At 75.3% G+C, this 21,788-nt stretch carries 7 protein-coding genes and 1 pseudogene; 4 read left to right on the top strand and 4 right to left on the bottom strand.

Annotated features, from left to right (window positions below):
* Positions 1 to 25 precede the first annotated feature (25 nt).
* Positions 26 to 13,984, top strand: a complete 13,959-nt coding sequence (locus JWR81_RS01160; protein WP_297645607.1) for a non-ribosomal peptide synthetase — start codon at positions 26 to 28, stop codon at positions 13,982 to 13,984.
* A 250-nt stretch (positions 13,985 to 14,234) separates the two neighbouring features.
* Here the strand turns inward: JWR81_RS01160 and JWR81_RS01155 are convergent, their stop codons facing one another.
* The 3 genes from JWR81_RS01155 to JWR81_RS01145 are packed head-to-tail and all read right to left on the bottom strand — an operon-like array spanning position 14,235 to position 18,645.
* Positions 14,235 to 16,019: an ABC transporter ATP-binding protein gene (locus tag JWR81_RS01155; RefSeq protein ID WP_297645604.1), complete on the bottom strand. Its 1,785-nt coding sequence runs from the start codon at positions 16,017 to 16,019 to the stop codon at positions 14,235 to 14,237.
* On the bottom strand, positions 16,016 to 17,701 hold the full coding sequence (locus JWR81_RS01150) for an ABC transporter ATP-binding protein (protein WP_297645601.1): 1,686 nt from the start codon (positions 17,699 to 17,701) through the stop codon (positions 16,016 to 16,018). Before JWR81_RS01150 ends, JWR81_RS01155 begins: the two co-directional genes overlap by 4 nt.
* Positions 17,698 to 18,645 carry an iron-siderophore ABC transporter substrate-binding protein gene (locus JWR81_RS01145; RefSeq protein ID WP_297645599.1) on the bottom strand — a complete coding sequence of 316 codons (948 nt, stop codon included), beginning with the start codon at positions 18,643 to 18,645 and terminating at the stop codon, positions 17,698 to 17,700. The genes JWR81_RS01150 and JWR81_RS01145 overlap by 4 nt, the downstream gene beginning before the upstream one ends.
* Before the next feature lie 80 nt (positions 18,646 to 18,725).
* On the opposite strand from JWR81_RS01145, the gene JWR81_RS01140 reads away from it, so the two are divergent.
* The 3 genes from JWR81_RS01140 (at position 18,726) to JWR81_RS01130 (ending at position 21,376) form a co-directional block, all read left to right on the top strand.
* Entirely contained in the window at positions 18,726 to 19,676 is a 951-nt protein-coding gene (locus JWR81_RS01140; RefSeq protein ID WP_297645596.1) for a methionyl-tRNA formyltransferase, read from the top strand.
* A 213-nt stretch (positions 19,677 to 19,889) separates the two neighbouring features.
* A complete protein-coding gene (locus JWR81_RS01135) occupies positions 19,890 to 20,333 on the top strand; it encodes an ATP-binding protein (RefSeq protein ID WP_297645593.1) in 444 nt (147 codons plus the stop codon).
* Between the two features lie 53 nt (positions 20,334 to 20,386).
* The gene (locus JWR81_RS01130; protein ID WP_297645591.1) at positions 20,387 to 21,376 is read left to right on the top strand and encodes an alpha/beta fold hydrolase; all 990 of its coding nucleotides are present in this window, start codon (positions 20,387 to 20,389) and stop codon (positions 21,374 to 21,376) included.
* Positions 21,377 to 21,516: 140 nt separating this feature from the next.
* Here the strand turns inward: JWR81_RS01130 and JWR81_RS01125 are convergent.
* Positions 21,517 to 21,788: pseudogene (locus JWR81_RS01125) on the bottom strand (cysteine desulfurase); the annotation flags it as partial.

Raw genomic sequence — 21,788 nt, 5'->3', positions numbered from 1 at the left:
GACCCCTGCGCCGATGGAGCCGATGGTGACCAGCACGACCCCGACCCCGTCCGACCTCCTGCCCGATCTGGCGACCTGGCCGGACCTGTTCGCCGCGCAGGTGCGGCACGCACCCCGGGCGGTCGCCGTCGTGTTCGAGGACACGGCGCTCACCTACGCCGAGCTGGACGCCCGCGCCGACCGGCTGGCACGGGCGCTGGTGGCGCGGGGAGCCGGTCCGGAGCGGGTCGTGGGGCTGGCCGTGCCGCGGTCGCTCGACATGGTCGTGGCGCAGGTCGCGGTGCTGAAGGCGGGTGCGGCGTACCTGCCGATCGACCCGGACCACCCCGCCGACCGGATCGGCTGGATGCTCGCCGACGCCGCGCCGGTCCTGGTGGTGACGACCGCCGACCTGGCTGCGGACCTCGACCTGCAGGTCCCGGTGCTGCTGCTCGAGGAGGTGCCGGACCACGACGTCGCGCTCCCCGTCCCGGAGGTCACGGGTGCCGCGTACGTCATCTACACCTCCGGCTCGACGGGCCGGCCCAAGGGCGTGGTGCTCACCCACACCGGCGTCGCGAAGCTCGTGGCGACGCAGACCGAGCGGTTCGGGCTCGGTCCCGACAGCCGGGTGCTCGGGTTCGCCTCGCCCAGCTTCGACGTCGCGTTCTGGGAGCTGTGCATGGCGCTGCTCTCGGGCGGGCGGCTCGTCGTGGTGCCCGCCGAGCGGCGCGTGCCGGGGCCCGAGCTGGCCGGCTACGCGCACGCCCACGGCGTGACGATCATGATCCTGCCGCCCGCGCTGCTCGCCGCGATGCCGGTGGACGTCACGCTGCCGCCGGCCACCCTGCTCGCCGGCACGGAGCGGGTGTCGCCGGAGCTGGTTGCGCGGTGGGGACGCGGGCGCCGGATGTTCAACGCCTACGGGCCCACCGAGGCCACCGTGAACTCGACGCTCGGCGAGAGCCACCCGGAGCGGCTGGCGGGCACGTCGGTGCCCATCGGTGTCGCCGACCCGATGACGGCGGCGCACGTCCTGGACGACCGGATGCGTCCCGCCGACGAGGGAGAGCTGTACCTCGGTGGCCCCGGGCTGGCCCGCGGCTACCTCGCACGGCCGGGCCTGACCGCGGAGCGGTTCGTCGCCGATCCGTTCGGCGCACCGGGAGAGCGGCTCTACCGCACGGGCGACGCCGTGCGCCGCACGGCGGACGGGTCGCTGGACTTCCTCGGCCGCGTCGACGACCAGGTCAAGATCCGTGGCTACCGGATCGAGCCGGGCGAGGTCGAGTCCGTTCTGCTGGCGCACCGGGGAGTGGCGCAGGCGACGGTGCAGGTCCGGGAGGAGCGGCCGGGGGACCGGCGGCTCGTGGCCTACGTCGTGCCCGACACCGCCGCGGGGGCGGACGTCGCGGGGTGGAAGGACATGCACGAGCTGCTCTACGCGGCGACGGCAGGCACGGACGACGGGTTCGCCGGCTGGAACTCCACCTACGACGGCAGCGAGATCCCGCGCGCCGACATGCGGGCATGGCGGGACGCGACGGTTGCCCGGATCCGCGAGCTGGCGCCCGACCGGGTGCTCGAGATCGGCGTGGGCAGCGGCCTGCTGCTCACCGAGATCGCTCCCGGGTGCTCGCTCTACCGGGGCTTCGACGTGTCCGAGGAGGCCGTGGCCGCGCTGCGCCGGACGGTGGCCGCGACCCCGGCGCTCACCGGCCGCGTCGTGCTGGACACCCGCGCCGCCCACGAGCTCGACGGCGTCGAGGGCCCGTTCGACACCATCGTGATCAACTCGGTGGCCCAGTACTTCCCGAGCGTGGAGTACCTGGTCGACGTGCTGCGCCGCGCGGCCACGCTGCTCGCTCCGGGCGGTGTGATCTTCCTGGGCGACGTCCGCAACGCCCGGCTGCTGCGGACGTTCCGCGCCGGTGTCGAGAGCGCCCGCGGCGGTGTGGATGCCGCCCGCGGCGGTGTGGATGTCGCCCGCGGCGGTGTCGATGCCGCCTGCGGCGGTGTGGATGCCGCCCGGGGCGGTGTCGATGCCGATGCCGCCTGCGGCGGGGACCGGGCCGCGCTGCGCCGGGCGGTCGACGCGTCGGTGGCGTGGGAGGGCGAGCTGCTGTGCGCGCCCGAGCTGTTCCCGGCGCTGGCCGGGCTGATCCCCCGACTGGAGTCCGCCGACCTGCGGATCAAGCGCGCTGTCGCCCACGACGAGCTGAGCCGCTACCGCTACGACGTGGTGCTTCGCGCGGCCGGTGGCCCGGTGAGGCCCGCGCCGGTCGCGGCCGACGAGCTGCCGTGGGCCGGCGTCGGTGTGCTGGTGGACGTGCTGGAGAGCCACCCGCGGGCTCTGCGGGTGACCGGCATCCCCAACGCCCGCCTGACGCCCGACCGGGAGGCGCTGCAGCGGATCGACGGCGGACCCGGGATCGACCCCGGTGTCGATCCGGAGGAGCTGCAGCGGCTCGCCGAGTCGCGGGGATACCGCGCCGAGGCCACCTGGACGCCCGAGGCGGACGAGGGGCGCGTCGACCTCGTGCTGACCCGGGACGACGCCGACGCCGGGCCGGTGTTCCGGCCGGAGCCGGTGATGCTCGCGGACCCCGGTGCCGCAGTGCGCGGGCCGGCCACGTCGTCCGGCCTGCCCGTCCCCGCGCGGAGCCCGGCGGACCTTGCCGACCTCGCGAACCGGCCGGTGGCCTTCCGGGACGTGAACGTGCTGGTCGGGACGCTGCGCGAGCACCTGCGCGACCGGCTGCCCGACTACATGGTGCCCGCCGCCGTCGTCCCGCTACCCGTGCTGCCGGTGACGGCGAACGGCAAGCTCGACCGGGCCGCGCTGCCCGCGCCGGACCTCACCGCCCAGGTGAGCGGCCGTCCGCCGCGGACCGCCCGCGAGGAGCTGCTCTGCGCGCTGTTCGCCGAGGTGCTGGCCGTGCCGGGGATCGGGGTGGACGACGACTTCTTCACCCTCGGGGGCGACAGCATCGTCGCGATCCGCCTCGTCGTCCGCGCGCGGGCGGCCGGGCTGGCCGTCACCCCGCGGCAGGTGTTCACCCACCGCACGGTGGTCGAGCTGGCCGGGGTGGTCACGGGCCGGGACGATGCCGCGGACCGTGATGCAGGGTCTGGGCCGTCCGGTCCGCTCGCCGAGCTGGACGACACCGCCCGCGCCGCGCTGGGCGGCATCGGGGAGATCGCCGACGTCTGGCCGGTCTCGCCGCTGCAGGAGGGGTTCTGGGCCCACGCCGCCGTGGGCGACGGAGGCGTCTACACCGTCCAGGAGGTGCTGGACCTGCGGACGCCGGACGGCTCGCCGGTCGACACATCCGCGCTCCGGGCGGCCCTGCAGACCCTCCTCGACCGCCACCCCCAGCTCAGGGCGGCCTTCGCGCAGCGCGCCGACGGGCAGGTGGTGCAGGCGATCGCCGCCCGTGCGGAGCTGCCGTGGACCGAGGTGAACCTCGCAGGTGCCCCCGAGCCCGAAGTGGACGCGGTGCTGGCCGCCGAGCGCGCGCAGCCCGTCGAGTTCACCCACCCACCGCTGCTGCGGGCCGCCGCGCTCCGCGTCGGACCGGACCGCGTGCGGCTGGCGCTCACGTTCCAGCACATCGTGCTCGACGGCTGGTCGGTGCAGGTGCTGGTGCGAGAGCTGCTCGGCGGGCCTGCGCCCGCCGGGGACGCCGGTCGGCGCCACCGGGACTGGTTCCGCCTGCTGGCCGCTCGCGACACCGGGACCGCCCATGAGGCCTGGCGCGCCGAGCTGGCCGGCCTCGACGAGCCGACGCGCCTGCTCCCCGCTCTGCCGGTCGGCCCGCCCGCGGTCGTCGGCACGACCACCGGAGCGGCGGAGGCAGGCACCGCGCGGCCGACCACCCCTCGCGAGGGACGGCCGGACCGACCCGCCCGGCCGCACCGGCACACCCGGCTCGTGCTCGACGCGGCCGCCACCGCCGCGCTGCAGGACGGAGCACGCGCCGACGGCCTGACCCTCGGCACGCTGCTCACCGGGGCCTGGGGCCTGGTGGTCGGCGCGCTCACCGGCTCCCGCGACGTCGTGGTCGGCAGTACCGTCTCCGGGCGCGCCGCGGACGTCGAGGGCATCGAGGACGCCGTCGGCCTGTTCATCAGCACCCTCCCCGCACGGCTGCGCTGGTCCCCTGGGGAGCCGCTGTCCGCGGTCCTGCGCCGGCTGCAGGACGCGCAGACCGCGCTGCTCGACCACCAGCAGGTCCGGCTCGTCGACCTGCACCGCCTCGCGGGCCTGCCGGAGCTGTTCGACTCGCTCGTGGTGGTCGAGAACTACCCCCGCGAGCAGCGGGGGGACGGCCTCGCGCTCCATGAGGTCGAGGTGCTCGACGCGGTGCAGTACCCGCTGGCGCTCATCGTCGCTCCGGGACGCGAGCTGGAGCTGACCCTCAAGCACGACCCCGCCCGCGTGTCCGACGAGGCCGCCGCGCTGGTGCTGGCCCAGGTGCGCCGCACCCTCGCCGCCCTGGCCGACCTCGCCGCCCCGGTCGCGTCGATCGCGCTGCGCGACGACGCCGAACCTGCCGAGGACACCGGCCACCCGGTCGCGCCGACCACGCTGCCCGCGCTGGTCGCCGCGCAGGCCGCCCGCACCCCGGACGCGACGGCTGTCGTCGCCGAGGACGCCACGCTCACCTACGCCGAGCTGGACCGGCGCTCCGCGGCGCTGGCGGCCCGGCTGGGTCCGCGGCCGGAGCAGGTGATCGGCGTGGCGGTGCCGCGCTCGGCGGAGCTGATGGTGGCGCTGCTCGGTGTGCTGCGCTCGGGTGCGGCGTACCTCCCGCTGGATCTCGACCTGCCCGCCGACCGGCTCCGTTTCATGATCGAGGACGCGGGCGTTGACACGGTCGTGACCACCGTGCACGAGCAGGTGCCGCCCGGTGTCGCCGTGCTCGGTGTCGAAGGGAGAGGTGTCGAAGGGAGCGGTGCCGAGGGGAGTGGTGTCGAAGGCGGTGACGGCCCGGTCCCGGCCGTGCCGGACGACCCCGACGCCGCCGCCTACCTGATCTACACCTCCGGCTCCACCGGCCGCCCCAAGGGCGTGCTGGTCAGCCACCGCGCGATCGGCAACCGGCTGGCCTGGATGCAGCACGAGTACGGCCTGACTGGCGACGACCGCGTGCTGCAGAAGACCCCTGCCAGCTTCGACGTGTCGGTGTGGGAGTTCTTCTGGGCGCTGTGCGAGGGCGCCACCGTGGTGCTCGCCCGCCCCGGCGGGCACCGCGACCCGGAGTACCTCGCCGGTATCGTCGAGCGCGAGCGGATCACGACGATGCACTTCGCGCCCTCGATGCTGGAGGGCCTCCTGGCCTCCGATGCGGTGACGGTGGACCCCGCCTGGGCCGCCTCGCTGCGCCTCGTGTTCTGCAGCGGGGAGGCCCTCCCGGCCCCCGCTGCCGCCCGCTGGCGCGAGCTGACCGGGGTGCCGTTGCACAACCTCTACGGCCCCACCGAGGCCGCCGTCGACGTGACGTCCTTCCCCGTCGACGGCGGCGCTCCGGTGCCGATCGGCCACCCGGTCTGGAACACCCGGCTGCACGTGCTCGACCCGTGCCTGCGCCCCGTCGCCGACGGCGTGGCGGGTGAGCTGTACCTGGCAGGTGTCCAGCTCGCCCGCGGCTACCACGCCCGGCCCGGCCTGACGGCCGACCGCTTCGTCGCGAACCCGTTCGGCGCGCCGGGGGAGCGCATGTACCGCACGGGCGACGTCGTGCGCCGCCGCCCGGACGGGGCTGATCATCCCGGGGCACTGGAGTATCTGGGCCGCAGCGACTTCCAGGTGAAGATCCGCGGCCACCGCATCGAGCTGGGCGAGATCGAGGCCGCTGTGGCGGCCCTGCCGGACGTCGCCCGCGCCGCGGTGATCGCGCGCCGGGACGGGGCCGGGCAGTCGCTGGTGGCCTACGTGGTGCCGGCCGGCGGTCATGATCAGAGCCTGCGGTCGACGCGCGTCACCGGTGACGCTCCCGTACCGCGGACGGTGATCACGCCCGCGCGCACCGAGGCGATCCTGGCCGCCCTGGCCGCCGGCCTCCCCGCCGCGATGGTGCCGTCGGCGGTCGTCCTGCTCGACGAGCTGCCGCTGACCCCGAGCGGCAAGCTCGACCGGCGCGCCCTGCCCGCGCCGGCGCTCTCCCGCGCGCCGGAGCGCGAGCCGGTCACCGCGGCGGAGCGGGTGCTCTGCGCGGTGTTCGCCGAGGTCCTCGGCCGCGACGTCTGCGGCCCCGACGACGACTTCTTCGCCCTCGGCGGCGACAGCATCTCGTCGATCTCCGTGTCGAGCCGGGCCCGGCGGGCCGGGCTGGCGGTCGGGCCGCGGGACGTGTTCACCGGCCGCACGCCGGCCGGCGTCGCCGCGCTCATGGGGGCGGCCGTCGACGCCGCCGGCATCCTGCCGGCCGTGCCCGCCGAGCAGCTCGCACAGGTCCGGCGAGTGGCGCCGGTGCCCGTGGCCGAGGTCTGGCCGCTCTCGCCGCTGCAGGACGGGCTCTACTTCCACGCCGCGCTCGACGGCGTCGAGGCCGACGTCTACACGATCCAGGAGGCGATCGACCTCGACCACCGCCTCGACCTCGACCGCCTGCGCGCGGCGTGTGCCGCGGTGCTCGACCGCAACGCCGGGATCCGGGCGGGCTTCACCGGCGAGGGACTCGACGGGCCGGTGCAGTTCGTGGCGGCGACGCTCGAGCCGCCGGTGACCGAGATCGACCTGTCGCACGAGCCCGAGCGGCTCGCCGACGTGATGGCCGCCGACCGTGCCACCCACTTCGACCTCGCGCGGCCGCCGCTGTTCCGGCTGCTGGTGATCCGGCTCGGTGACCGCGACCGCCTGGTCGTCGACCGGCACCTGCTGCTGTGGGACGGCTGGTCGGCGTGGCTGTTCGTCGAGCAGCTGTTCGCCGCCTACGCCGGTGAGCCGCTGCCGCCCACCGGCTCCTACCGCGACCACCTCGCCCGGCTCGCCGGCCGCGACGCCGACGCGGGCGCGGCCGCCTGGCGCACCGCCCTCGCCGGGCTCGACGGCCCGACCCTCGCCGGCCCCGGTACCGGGGGACCGTCCCGGGAGCAGCACGTCGAGCTCCCGGCCGCCACCACCGACCGGCTGCGCGCGTTCACCCGCGAGCACGGCGTCACCGCCAACACCGTGCTGTCGACCGTGTGGGGTCTCGCTCTCGGCGCTGCCACCGGCCGCACCGACGTCGTGTTCGGCACGTCCGTCGCGGGCCGGTCGGAGGCCGTGCCGGACGTCGAGTCGACGATCGGGCTCTTCCTCAACACCGTCCCCGCGCGCATGACGTTCCGCCCGGACGAGACCGCGCGTGACCTGCTGCGCCGCGTGCAGGACGAGCGGCTCGCGCTGATCCCGCACGAGTCGGTCGGGCTGGGGGAGATCCAGCGGGCGGCCGGGCACCGGCCGCTGTTCGACACGCTGTTCGTCTACCGCCCGGAGGGCGGTGAGGAGCGCGTCGCCGAGCTGGGCGCGCGCCACGGCATCACCGCGATGAGCAACGCCGACGCCACGCACTACCCGCTGAACCTCGTGGTGACGCCGGGCGAACAGATCCGGCTCACGCTCGCCCACACCGTCGAGGACAGCGCCGCTGCGGCGTACCTGGAGCGCGTCGCGGCCCTGCTCGACCAGGTCCTGGCCGACCCGGCGACGCCGGTGGCGCGCCTCGACCCGCTGCTGCCGCGGGAGCATGGGGCGTCCGTGTCCGGAGCGGACATGCCGCTCGGCACCGCCACGATCGCCGACCTGCTCGCGGAGCGTGCCGCGGTCGTCCCCGGCGACCTGGCGCTGGTATCCGGCGACGACCGGCTCACCTACGCCGAGCTCGACGCCGCCGTGAACCGCACCGCCCGGCTGCTCATCGAGCACGGCGCCGGCCCGGAGCGGATCGTCGCGCTCGCCGTGCCGCGGTCGGTGGAGACCGTGGTCGCGCTGTTCGCCGTGCTCCGCACGGGCGCCGCGTACCTGCCGCTGGAGCTCGACCACCCAGCCGCGCGGCTCGTCGAGACGCTGCGGGACGCGGAGCCGGTCTGCCTGCTGACCGTCACGCGCGTCGCCGGATCACTGGACCCCGCGGGAGTGCCGGCCGTCGTGCTCGACGACCCGCCCACCGCCACGCGGCGCGCGTTGCTCGACCCCGGCGCGGTCGAGCTCTTCGCGGCGGGCGACCCGCACCGCCTGGACCTGCCCGCGTACGTGATCTACACGTCGGGCACGACGGGGCGCCCCAAGGGGGTCGTGACGCCCCACCGGGGGCTGGTGAACATGCAGCTCAACCACCGCCGGGAGATCTTCGACCCGGTCGTGGCCGCCCAGGGCGGGCGCCGCCTGCGGATCGCCCACACCGTCTCGTTCGCGTTCGACATGTCCTGGGAGGAGCTGCTCTGGCTCGTCGAGGGCCACGAGGTGCACGTGTGCGACGAGGAGCTGCGCCGCGACGCCGACGCGCTCGTCCACTACTGCGAGGCCCAGGCCGTCGACGTCGTGAACGTGACGCCCACCTACGCGGCGGCGCTGGTCGAGACCGGCCTGCTCGACGGCGCCCACCGCCCGGCGCTGGTGCTGCTCGGCGGCGAGGCCGTGTCGGACGCCGTGTGGGCCACCCTTCGAGACACCCCGGGAACCACCGGCTACAACCTCTACGGCCCCACCGAGTACACGATCAACACCCTCGGCGCGGACACGGCCGACAGCCCGACGCCCACGGTGGGCCGCCCGATCGCCAACACCCGCGCCCACGTCCTCGACGCGTGGCTGCGCCCGGTGCCCCACGGCGTCCCCGGCGAGCTGTACATCGCCGGGACCGGGCTGGCCCGGGGCTATCTCGGCCGCCCCGGGCTCACCGCGGCCCGGTTCGTCGCCGATCCCCGCGAGCCGGGCGGGCGGATGTACCGCACCGGTGACCTCGTCCGCCGCCGAGAGGACGGCAACCTCGACTTCCTCGGCCGCACCGACGACCAGGTCAAGATCCGCGGCCATCGCGTGGAGCCCGGCGAGGTCGCGGCGGTGCTCGACGAGCACCCCGCCGTCACGCGGGCGGCGGTGGTGGCCGACCGTTCCGGGCCCGGCGGGCTCGCGCGGCTGGTCGCCTACGCCGTGACCGACGCCGACCCGGCCGCGCTGCGCGACCACCTGCGCGGCCGACTGCCCGACCACCTCGTCCCGGCCGCGATCGTGCCGGTGGCGGACCTGCCGCTGACCGTCAACGGCAAGCTCGACGTCGCCGCCCTGCCCCGCCCGGACCTCACCCCGGCCGCGGGCCGTGCCCCGCGCGGACGGGCCGAGGAGCAGCTGTGTGCGCTGTTCGCGCAGGTCCTGGGCCTGGAGCGGGTCGGCCCGCAGGACGACTTCTTCGACCTCGGCGGCCACTCCCTGCTCGCCACCCGGCTGCTCAGCCGCGCCCGGACGGCGCTCGCGGCCGAGCTGGTGCTGCGCGACCTGTTCGATGCCCCGACCCCGGCCGAGCTCGCGGTGCGGGCGGCGTCCCGCGGCACCGCCGCGGGGCGTCCTGAGCTGCGGGCCGGGGAGCGGCCGGACGTGCTGCCGCTCTCCGCGGCACAGCAGCGGCTGTGGCTGGTGGAGCAGCTGGGCGGCGGGGGAGCGGCCTACCTGTTCCCGATCGTGCTGCGGTTGCGGGGCGACCTGGACGTGGACGCGCTCGACGCCGCACTGCAGGACGTCGCCGCGCGGCACGAGTCGCTGCGCACGGTCTTCGCCGGCGGCGCCGACGGTGGCCCCGTGCAGCGGATCCGCGACGGCGCGCGCGTTCCGTTCCGGCGCGTCACCGGGCACGTCGGCGTCGTCGTCGCCGCCGAGCTGGCGCGCCCGTTCGACCTCGCTGAGGAGATCCCGCTGCGCGCCGTCCTGGTGGAGGCGGGCGCCGGCGAGCACGTGCTGGTCCTGCTGCTGCACCACATCACCACCGACGAGTGGTCCGACCGCCCGTTCCTCGACGACCTCGCCACCGCCTACGCCGCGCGCCGGGCCGGGGAAGAGCCCGCGTTCGTGCCGCTGGCCGTCCAGTACGCCGACTACGCGCTCTGGCACGCCGAGCTGCTCGGTGCGGCGGACGATCCGGAGAGCCGCGCCGCCCGCCAGCTCGACTTCTGGGCCCGCGCCCTCGACGGGGCCCCGGACGAGGTGGCACTGCCCACCGACCGCTCGCGCCCGGCCCGCCCCACGTTCGCGGGCGGCACCATCGACGTCCCCCTCGACGCCGGCACGGTCGCCGGCCTGCGCGCGGTCGCCCGCGACGCCGGAGCGAGCACGCTGATGGTGCTGCACGCGGCCGTCGCGACGCTGCTGCACCGTCTGGGCGCGGGCGACGACATCCCGCTCGGCGCGCCCGTCACGGGCCGCACCGACGAGCGCCTCGACGACCTCGTCGGCTTCTTCGTCAACACGGTCGTGCTGCGCACCGACCTGTCGGGCGCACCGACGTTCACCGAGCTGGTGGCGCGCGTCCGCCACGCCGACCTCGCGGCCTTCGCGCACTCCGACGTGCCGTTCGAGGCTGTGGTGGAGCGGCTCAACCCGCCGCGGGCGCTCGCGCGCAACCCGCTGTTCCAGGTGATGATCGGCCATCACGTCCGCGACGGGGAGCTCCTGGCGCTGCCCGGCGTCCACGTCACGGAGGAGCCGGCCGCGAGATCGACGGCGAAGTTCGACCTGGTGTTCGGCTTCGGTGAGCGGGACGGGTGCCTCACGCTGCACCTCGAGTACTCCGCCGACCTGTTCGACCGCGACACCGCGGAGCGTCTCGGGGCCCGGTTCGCGGCGCTGACCGGCACGGTCGCGCGCGAGCCGGACACCCGGGTGGACGCCGTCGACGTGCTCCTCGACGGCGAGCGCGAGACGGTGCTGCACCGCTTCGCCGGCCGCCGTGACGTCCGCGAGGTGGCCACCGGGACCCTCGTCGACGCGGTCGAGCGCTGGGTCCGCACCACCCCGTCCGCCACGGCCGTGGTGGACGCCGCGCGCGCCGTGTCGTACGCCGAGCTGGACGCGCTCGCCGAGGGCGCCGCGGATCTCCTCGCCGTGCACGGCGTGGGCGTCGAGGACGTCGTCGGAGTGGCGCTGCCTCGCGGTGTCGAGATGGTCGCCACCGTGCTCGGGATCATGAAGCTCGGCGCGACCTGGCTGCCCCTGGACCTGCGCCACCCCTCCGAGCGGATCGCCCACATGCTGGAGGACTCCGGCGCGCGGCTGCTGGTCGCTGCGCCGGAGCAGCAGGTTCCGGTGGTCGACGGGGTGGATCGGGTCCCCGTCACTGAAGTGGCCTCGGCCGCCCCCGGGGTCCGTTCGCGTCCGGCGGGCGTCGACCACGCCGCCTACGTGATCTACACCTCCGGCTCGACCGGGCGGCCCAAGGGCGTCGTCGTGAGCCACGACGGCATCGCGAGCCTCGCGGCCACCGCCGCCGACCGGATGGGCGTCACCGCGGAGAGCCGGGTGCTGCAGTTCGCGTCCGTCGGCTTCGACGTGGCCGCGTTCGAGCTGACGATGTCGCTCGGGCTCGGCGCCCGCATGGTGGTGATCCCCGACGACGCGCGCGTAGCCGGTCCGCCGCTCACCGACTTCCTCGCCGCGCACGGCGTCACGCACGGGATCCTGCCGCCGTCGCTGGTGGCGGCGCTGCCGGCCGACTGCCTGCTGCCCGAGGGCATGACGGTGCTGGTCGGTACCGAGACGGTGCCGCCGGACGTCATCGGGCGGTGGGCGCGGCGGCTGAACCTGTTCGCGGCCTACGGCCTCACGGAGACCACCGTGAACTCGACGCTGTGGCAGGCCGAGCCCGGCCGTCCCGGCCCGGTGCCGATCGGTGAGCCCGACCCCAACACGACCGCCTACGTGCTGGACGAGCGACTGCGGCCGGTGCCACCAGGGGTGGTCGGCGACCTGTACGTCGGCGGTCGCGGCCTGGCCCGCGGCTATCTCGGCCGCCCCGCGCTGACGGCCGGACGGTTCGTCGCCGACCCGTTCGGCCCGCCCGGGACGCGGCTCTACCGCACGGGCGACCGGGCCCGCTGGGCCCGGGACGGCAACCTCGACTTCCTGGGCCGCCTCGACGACCAGGTCAAGGTGCGCGGGTTCCGCGTCGAGCTCGGCGAGGTGGCGGCGGCGCTTGACGCCTGCGCGGGTGTCCGGCAGGCCGTGGTCGTGGCCGACCGCGACGGTGACCTGACCCGGCTGATCGGATACGTCGTCGGCGACGTCGATCCCGCAGAGACGCGGTCGCAGGTCGCCCGACGGCTGCCGGAGTACATGGTCCCCGCGATCGTGGTCCCGCTCGAGCGCCCCGTGCCGCTCACCCCGAACGGGAAGCTCGACCGCCGTGCGCTGCCGGCGCCGGACTGGTCGCTGCTCACCGGCGACGCGGGTGCGGCGACGCCCGAGCAGGCGCGCCTCGCGGAGCTGTTCGCCGACGTGCTGCACCTGCCTGCCGTGGGCGTGCACGACGACTTCTTCGCCCTCGGCGGGCACTCCATGGCGTCGATGCGGCTCATCGCCCGGGTCCGGGCGCGGTTCGGCGCAGACCTCACGGTGCGCGACGTGTTCGACGCCCCCACGGTCGCGGCGCTGTCCGCGGTGCTGGCGCGACGGCCCTCGAACCGGCCGGAGCTGACCCGTCGGGAGCCGCAGGCCGTGGGTCCGCTCGCCCCCGCGCAGCTGTGGCGGTGGGAGCGGCACCGGATCGACCGGCGCCCCGACCACGCGCTGGTGCTGCGGCCCGACGCCCCGTACGACGAGGCGGCGCTCGCCGCGGCCGTCGACGACGTGGCCGCCCGGCACGAACCGCTGCGCACGGTGTTCGCCGACGCGCCGCTGCGCCGGATCGTCCGGTCCTCGGGGCCGGGCTTGCGACGTACGCGCCGCCCGTCGACGGAGCTCGCCCGCGAGCCGTTCGACCTGGCCGTCGAGCCGCCGTTCCGGGCGCACCTGGTCACGGGCCCGGACGGCGGTAAGGAGCTGGTGCTGGTCCTGCACTACCTCGGGGTCGACGAGTGGTCGGTGGTCCCGCTGCTGCGCGACCTGGCCACCGCCTACGCCGCGCGCCGGGACGGCCAGGAGCCGGAGTGGGCCCCGCTGCCCGTCGGCTACGGCGACTACGCGCACTGGGCCGTCGCGGTGGAGGGGGATCCGGCGGACCCGGGGAGCCGCCGTGCCCGTGCCCTCGCTCGGGCCACCGCCGTGCTGGGAGCGGCTCCGGGCCCTCTCGACGCAGACCGGGCCGACGCAGACCGGGCCGACGCAGACCGGGCCGACGCAGACCGGGCCGACGCAGACCGGGCCGACGCACGCTGGGCCCGCGCTGCCGGAACCGGCTCAGCGGTCGCCGGCACCGGGCAGGCCGTGGCTTCAGGGGACGGGGCGTCGGAGACCGTCGCGTTCGTCCTCGATCCCAGCCTGCGCCAGGGCATCGACGCGCTGGCCCGTGGCACCCGGACCAGCCTGTTCATGGTCCTGCAGGCCGCGGTGGCCACCGTCGTCGCGCGCCGCGGGGGCGACCCGACGGTGCCCGTCGCGTCGTTCGCCGCCGGACGCACGGAGGCGGCGCTCGCCGACCTCGTGGGCTGCGTCGCGAACCTCGTCGTGGTGCCCGTCCGCACCGACGCCGCCGACCTGCCGGCCGCCGTCCGGGAGGACACCCTGGCCACCCTCGACCACCAGGAGGTCGGCTTCGCCCACGTCGCCACGGCGACCGGGCTGCACCGCCCGCCGGTGCTGGTCGTCCAGCACGAGCAGGCCGGGCTGGAGACCGAGCAGGGCGTGCTGGGCGCCCTCGACGCCCTCCCGGTCGGCGGCGCCACGGCGGACCTCACGGTGAGCTTCGCCGAGACGCCCGCCGACGCCCCGGTGCCGGTGGAGCTGACCCACCGGCTCGCGGCCTACGACGGGGCCGCGGCAGCCGAGCTGGTCGCGGAGCTGCTGGGGGAGCTCCGCCGGATGACCCGGCCGTGATCACCGCCCGGCCGTGATCACCGTCCGGCTGTGATCACCGCCCGGCCCTGATCACCGCGCAGTGGGTCCGGTCGCGGCCGGACCCGCTGCACGCCCGCCGTGCACATCGGGCGGCGGCGGTGATCACCCCGCACTGAGTCGGGTTCGGGCCCGACCCACTGCACCGTCGGTGCGCACCTCGGCCGGCAGCCGTGCCCACCGCGCACGGCACACGGTCCGCGTCGGACCTCGCGTGCTCGCAGCCGCCCGCTCAGCGGGTGTCGGACCAGGCCGCCCACAGCGCCGCGTACCGGCCGCCCCCCGCCACCAGCTGGTCGTGCGTGCCCTGCTCCACAACCCGTCCGCCGTCGAGCACCACCACGGTGTCGGCGGTGGCCGCCTGGGTCAGGCGGTGGGCCACGAGCAGGCCGGTGCGGCCCTCGAGCGCCCGCAGCGCCGCCGTCTCCAGCACGCGTGCCCCGGCGCTCCCGGCCTCGGCGGTGGCCTCGTCGAGGATCGCCACGGTCGGGTCGGCCAGGACCAGCCGGGCCAGCGCGAGCTGCTGGGCCTGCACCACCGTGAGCGCGTGCCCGCCGGTGCCGACGACCGTCGCCAGGCCGTCGGGCAGCGCCGTCACCCAGTCCAGCGCATCGACGGCGGCGAGCGCCGTGTGCAGCTCGTCGTCGGACGCGCCGGGCCGGGCAAGGCGCAGGTCGTCGGCCAGCGGACCGGCGAAGACGTGCACCTCCTGGGTCACGAGCGCCACGGTCCGCCGCTCCAGGTCCTCCAGCGCGGCCCCGCCGATGGTGACGGAGCCCTGCGCGGGCCGGTGCACGCCCGCGACGAGCTTGGCCAGCGTCGTCTTGCCCGCCCCGCTGGCCCCGACGAGCGCCACCCGCGTGCCGGGGGCGATGTCGAGGTCGACGCCGGCGAGCACGTCGTGGCCCGCGATGTAGGCATGGCCGAGGTCCTTGGTGCGCACCCGCCCGTCGACGGGCTGCACCGGGTGCTCGGGCTCCTGCTCCACGGGCAGGTCGGCGACCCCGACGATCCGCGCCAGACTCGCGGCGGCCGCCTGCGCCACGTCGAGCAGGAACAGCACCTGGTTGATCGGGCCGAACAGGTTGATGAAGTACAGGGCCGCCGCGCCGGCCGTCCCGATCGACGCCGTACCGCTGCGCACCAGCAGGAACCCGGCGGTCAGCACCGCCGCGACGCCGACGAGCTCGGCCAGGTTGAGCCGCCCGAAGAACCCCGTCTGCAGCCGCACCACCTGCACCGCGATCTGCACGACGTCCTGGGAGCGCGACCGCACCCGGGCGGTGTGGTACTCGGCCAGCCGGAACGCCCGGACGGTCGCGACGCCGCCTGCGGTGTCGAGCAACTGCTGCTGCTGGGCGCCGCCGACGGTCCGTTGCTCGGCGTAGAGCGACGTGGAGCGCCGCAGGTACCAGCGCGCCGTCAGCACCTGGACGGGCACGGCGAGCACCGCGGCCAGCAGGAACCGCCAGTCCAGCACCGCGAGGCCCACGAGCGTCAGGGCGATGATCAGCGCGGCGCGGGCGAACTCGGGCACGGCCTCGCGGACGGCCTCGCCGATCTGCGCGACGTCGCCGGTGACACGGGAGGTGAGGTCACCCGAGCCGGCCTCCTCGATCCGTTCCAGGGGCAGGCCCAGCGCGCGGGCGACGAAACGTTCCCGCAGCTCGGCGAGCATCGTCTCCCCGACGCGCGCCACCAGCAGCACGCCGACGACGGCGAGCAGGCCCTGGCCGAGTGCCACGCCGGCGAGCAGCAGCACCGGCCCGGTCACGGCATCGGCGGGTTGGCGGTCGGCGACGAGATCGACGATCCGGCCCAGCAGTGGAGCGGTGAGCAGGCTGACCGCGGCCCCGGCCACGAGCGCGACCAGTGCGGCGACGGCCGGGCCCCGGTGCGGTGCCACGAGCTCGACCAGCGCGGCACGCATCCGGGCGCCGGACGCGACGGGGAGCAGGCCACGATCGGTGTGGGCACGATCGGTGTGGGCACGATCGGGCGGGGCGTGGTCGGTCATGCCAGCACCAGCTCCCGGTAGTCGGGCGAGCCCAGCAGCTCGAGGTGGGTGCCGCGGGCGGTGATCCGACCCTTCTCGAGCACCAGCACCCGGTCGGTGACGGCGAGCAGCGCGGGGCTCGTGGTGAGCACGACCGTCGTGAGGCCGTGGCGCATCTCGCGCAGGCCTGCCGCGATGCGGGACTCGGTGACGGGGTCGAGGGCGGTGGTCGGGTCGTGCAGCACGAGCACCGGTGGTTCGGCGGCGAGCGCCCTCGCCAGTGCCACCCGCTGCCGCTGGCCACCGGAGAGCGATCGGCCCTGCTCGGCGACCAGGGTGTCGGCGCCCTCGGGTAGCGCGGCGACCACGTCCGCCATCTGGGCGGCGGCCATCGCCGGAGCCAGGTCGCGGCCGGGTGCGGCGGCGGGGCGCACGTTGTCGGTGACGGTGCCGGAGAACAGCTCGGCGGCGTGCGCGGCCACCAGCACCGCGCCGCGGGCGACGTCGGGCGGGTAGGCGGAAAGCGGCACGCCGTCGATCTCGACGCCGGTCGTCTCCACCTCGCGGCCCAGGCACTCCAGCAGGGCCGTGGCCGTCGCGGGATCGCGGACGACGACGCCCAGCAGCTCACCGTGGGCGACCTCGAGGGTCAGCCCGTCGAGCGGCCCGTGCCGCAGCTCCCGCACTGCCAGCGCCCCACAGACGGCGGGCAGCTCCCGGTCGCCGCCCGTGACGGCGGGCGGCGCATCGAGCACTTCGGCGATCCGGTCGGCCGACGCGCGGGCCTGGGCGATCCGGCCGGTCACCCAGCCGAACGCCTGCAGCGGCCCGACCAGGAACTGCGCGAGCCCCACCGCCGCGACGAGCCCCCCGATCGACAGCGACCCCTCCGCCGCCAGCCGGCCCCCGAACAGCGCGACGAGCGCGAGGAACAGCCCGTTCGCGGCCAGCACCGCACCCTGGTACCGGGCCTGCGCACCAGTGGCTCGCAGCGTGGCGCCGAGCGCGTCCCGGCTCAGGGCCCGGTACCGGCGGACGGCCGCGGGCTCGGCGCCGATGCCCTTGAGCACCCGCACGCCCGCGACGAGGTCCGCCGCGATCGCGGACGCCTGCGCCGCCCGTTCCTGCTCGGGCCCGCTGCGGCGCTCCAGCGGGCGTCCGAGCAGCTGGACGAGCCACAGCAGCGGGGGAGTGCCGAGCAGGATGAGCAGGCCCAGGGGCACCGAGATCCGCAGCAGCGACACGGCGGCCACCACCAGCGCGGCCACCGCGGCGATCCCCAGCGGCAGCGCGAAGTTCACGATGCCGACGCGCTTCGCGTCCGACGTCGCGATCGCCGCGAGCGCACCGGGCAGTCGGCCGGCCTCCGCGCCGCCGCCCGGGTGGAGCACCCGGTCGGCGACGAGGTGGCGCAGGCGCTGGTCGGCGCGGACGTCGGCGAGCCAGGCCCGCCGCGCCCCCCACCTGTAGCTGAACGACAGCACCGCGAAGTCGAGCGCCGTCACCGCGAGCCAGAACGCCAGCGCTCCCGGGTCGCCGGTGCTGACGGCCTCGTCGATCACGACGCCGACCAGCACCGGCACCAGCGCCTCACCGGCCTGGTGCCCGCAGAAGAACAGGGCCGCGACCGACACGTGACGCCGGAAGGCGCCGACGGACTCCCGCAGCACCCCCCGCCCGGTGATCCCCCCCGTTCGCGTCACTGCAGGACGGCCGCCAGCTTCGGCGCGATGTCGTCGATCGCGACGGGCAGGCTCAGCGGGCTGCCGAAACCGATGGCCCCGGCGAACTCGCTGTCGTAGTCGCCGGTGTAGACGACCTTGCCCGCCTTCACGGCCTTGAGCCCCTGGAAGACCGCGTTGCCGGCCATCTGCTCCCGCGTCGCCCCGATGACGACGATCGCGTCCTTGTCCAGCTGCGACTGCGTCTCGTTGCTCAGCGTCGCCGTGGTGGCGGGCACGGTGATCCCGAGCCCCTGGAACACCTGCGAGCGCAGGTCGTCGGCACCGAGGCGGTAGGGGACCCCGTCGACGACGAGATCGACGGCCACGTCCTTGCCCGCCAGCTGCGGGTACCGCGCCTTCGCGTCGGCGAACTTCTTCTCGGTGTCGGCGATGACCTGCTCGGCCTCGGCGGCGCGGCCGAGAGCCTTGCCGGTGGTGCGCGTCTGCTCCTGCCACGTGGCCGAGGCCCCGTCGGCGGACGGCTGGGCGACGGTCGGCGCGATCTTCGTCAGCGTGTCGTAGGCGTTGCGGTCCATGAACGAGTACACGCCCATGATCAGGTCCGGCTGCAGGGCGGCGACCTTCTCGAAGTCGATGTCGTTGCCGCCGACCAGCTCGGGCGAAGCACCGGCGAGCGCCGCCCGGGCCCACGGCCGCTTCGCCTCGTCGTACCCGCCGATGAAGTCGCGCACCCCGATCGGCACGACGCCCAGCGCCAGCACGAAGTCGGCCTCGTTGAACCCGACGGCGACGACCCGCTTCGGCTCGGCCGGGATCGTCGTCGACCCGAAGGCGTGTGTGAACGTCACGGGGAACGCCCCGGAGGCGGGAGCGGCCGGAACGGGTGTGGTCTCGGCGGCGCCGCAGGCGGTCGTGCCGAGGACCAGCAGCGCGGCCGCGAGGACGCTGATACGAAACGTCACGAATGTTCTCCATGGTCGAAGTAGGGCAGGCTAAGAGAGGTTACCCTGCCCTCACTTGCTGACCATAGAGGAGATCATCCATGCGCGTCGTCGCCTTCGGCTACATGACCTGGGGCCGCCGGACGATCGAGGCGGTGCTCGCCGCCGGCCACGAGGTCCCGCTGATCGTCACGCACCCGGAGAGCGACAACGCCTACGAGAAGATCTTCAACGAGTCGGTGGCCGAGCTCGCCGCCGACCAGGGCATCCCGACGCTCGTCCGCAACCGCGCCGACGACGAGGTCCGCGCCGCCATCGTCGAGGCCGACGCCGACATCATGGTCGTGTCGAACTGGCGCACCTGGCTGTCGGCGGAGGTCTTCACGATCCCGCGGCTGGGCACGCTCAACGTCCACGACGCCCTGCTGCCCGCCTACGCCGGGTTCGCCCCGCTGAACTGGGCGCTGATCAACGACGAGCCCGAGGTCGGCGTCACCGCGCACATGATGAACGCCGAGTTCGACGCGGGCGACGTCGTCCTGCAGCGCTCCACCCCGGTCACCGACGACGACGTGATCACCGACCTGTTCGACCGGACGCTCGCGATGTTCGGCCCGATCACCGTCGAAGCGCTGGAGCTGATCGCGTCCGGCCGCACCGACTGGGCGCCGCAGGACCGCCGTGCCGCGTCCTACTTCCACCGCCGCTCCGACGAGGACAACCGCATCGACTTCGGCTGGCCCGCGCGCGACCTGTTCAACCTCGTCCGCGCCCAGCTCGACCCCTACCCCAACCCCTACTGCTTCCACGGCACCGAGCGGCTGCGCATCGTGGCGGCGCGCGTCACCGACGGCCCGTACGGGGGTACCCCGGGGCGGATCTTCATCCGGCAGGGTCGGGGAGTCGTCGTCGTCGCGGGAGCCGATGCGCGCCACGGCCGCAACCGCGGGCTGCTGATCGAGCGGGTCCGGCTCGACGACGGCCGCGAGCTCGACGCCGTGGAGTACTTCCCGCACATGGGGGGCTACCTGACCTCGCATCCGGTGGGCTGAAACGGGATGCGACAGCGGCGCAGCCGTGCCGGCGCTGTGGTTCACCCGCGACCGCTACCGCCACATCGCCGTGTCACCGCCGAGGGTGCGAAAGCGGGCATCTGGAGGGCCACTCGCCGTGGGCGAGCGATCACGCGCGACGAACGGGCGAGTGTGTGCTGACGCGCGGTGGGTGGGGTTTGGTCAGGGGTGCTGCCGTGGAACGCGATCACTATGAAAGATGCCCCCGGGCACATCGAGTTCCTCCACCGCAGCTGGCCGGCCGACCCCGACCAGCTGTCGGTGATCCGCCACCAACTGGCCGGCTGGCTCGCCCCCCTCCAGCTGACCGACGAGGAGATCGCCGAGATCGTGCTGGCGGTCGACGAGGCTGCGGCCAATGCCGTCCGCCACGCGTACGGCCCGGACGAGTCCGGGGCCGTCGAGCTGACACTCTGGACCGAGGACGCCTCCGCCGCCGCGCCGCCGACCCTGTCGATCGAGGTGGTCGACCACGGCCGGTGGCGCCCGCCTGTCGCGGTGCCCACGGACGGTGGCCGTGGCATCTCCCTGATGAGCACCATGTCCGAGTCGGTGCTCATCCACTACGACGAACGGGGCAGCCGCGTGCTGCTCCGTCACCGGATCCCGGCCGACGTGATCGATATCGGGGAGTAACCACCGCGCGCACCACTCGTTCGGACCAGTGACGACTGGTCTCGGGGGTTCGCGTGGCACGACGACGTGCGTGGATGTGGGCGGCGCTCGCCGTGGTGGTGCTGGCCGGGATGGCGACGCTCGTGGCGCCCGCTGTGGCCGCGCCCGCCGAGAGGCCGGACCTGCCCGTTCCCTACGGACTGTCCGCCGCGCTGGCAGCGGAGCCGGCCGACCCCGGGGCCGACCCGCCCGGCTCCGACGACTGGTCCTGCCGCCCGACCGCCGAGCATCCCGACCCGGTGGTCCTCGTGCACGGCCTCAGCGCGAACAAGACGCTCAACTGGCAGACCGTGGCTCCGCTGCTCGCGAACAACGGCTACTGCGTCTACGCGCTCACCTACGGCGTCCAGCCCGGTGCGGTGTTCCCGCAGAACCAGGTCGGCGGGGTGGTCGCGATGGAGGACAGCGCCCGCGAGCTCGCCGCATTCGTCGACCGGGTCCTGTCCTCAACCGGGGCGCAGAAGATCGACCTCGTCGGTCACTCCGAGGGCACCGTGATGCCGCAGTACTGGCTGCAGTTCCTCGGCGGGGCGGCGAAGACCGACGACTACGTCGCCGTCACCCCGCTCTACCGCGGCACGCTCTTGGAGCCGCTGCCCACCGCCCAGCTCGCCGACGCCCTCGGGGTGCGTGAGCCGGCGTCGGCGGTGGTGGGCATCGCGTGCGCGTCGTGCCCGCAGTTCATCTCCGGCTCGCCGTATCTGAACCGGATGAACGCCCAGCCCGGCGGGGCCGCCGTCCCCGGCGTCACCTACACGACGGTGATGACCCGCTACGACGAGCTCGTCGTCCCGTACACGAGCGGCCGTCTCGACGCCCCGAACGCGACGAACATCGTGGTGCAGGACGGGTGCCCGGTCGACCTCTCCGACCACCTGTCGATCATCTCGACCGCCCGGACCGGGCAGATGATCCTCAACGCGCTCGACCCCGCGCATGCCTCACCGCCGCCGTGCGCGCCGTCGCTGCCGGCGCTCGGGAACCAGGTGATCCCGCGGCGCTGACGGGTCCGCCGCCACCCGCGCGTGCGGCACCGTCTCCGCCCCGGATGGAGTCGGAGGCGCCCCGGCCCGCTCGCCACGGATGATCGGCGCGCCGCTGGTGTAGGTCGACGCCGAGGAGATCGGACCGGGTGCGTCGAGCGTCAGTGGCCGCAGCCGGGTCCCGCTACGTCCCCTGCGCCGATGTCGAGCGGGTCGATCCCGCGGGGGTCCGGTATCGGGGACCAGCGCCCGGCCACCGGGGCGTAGGTCCACCGCGCCCCGTGCGTGACCAGCGCGTACAGCCCGTCGACGAGCCGGTCGACGTGCTCGCCCGTGGTGCCGACGCCGATGCTCGCGCGCAGGGCCTCGCCGCCGCTGTCCGCGCACAGCCGGGCCAGCAGCGGGTGGGCGCAGAACCGGCCGTCGCGCACGC

The organism is Pseudonocardia sp. (assembly GCF_025965585.1).
Taxonomy (GTDB): domain Bacteria; phylum Actinomycetota; class Actinomycetes; order Mycobacteriales; family Pseudonocardiaceae; genus Pseudonocardia.
Note: the sequence above shows the minus strand (reverse complement) of the source record. Positions and strands in the feature narration are given on the sequence as shown.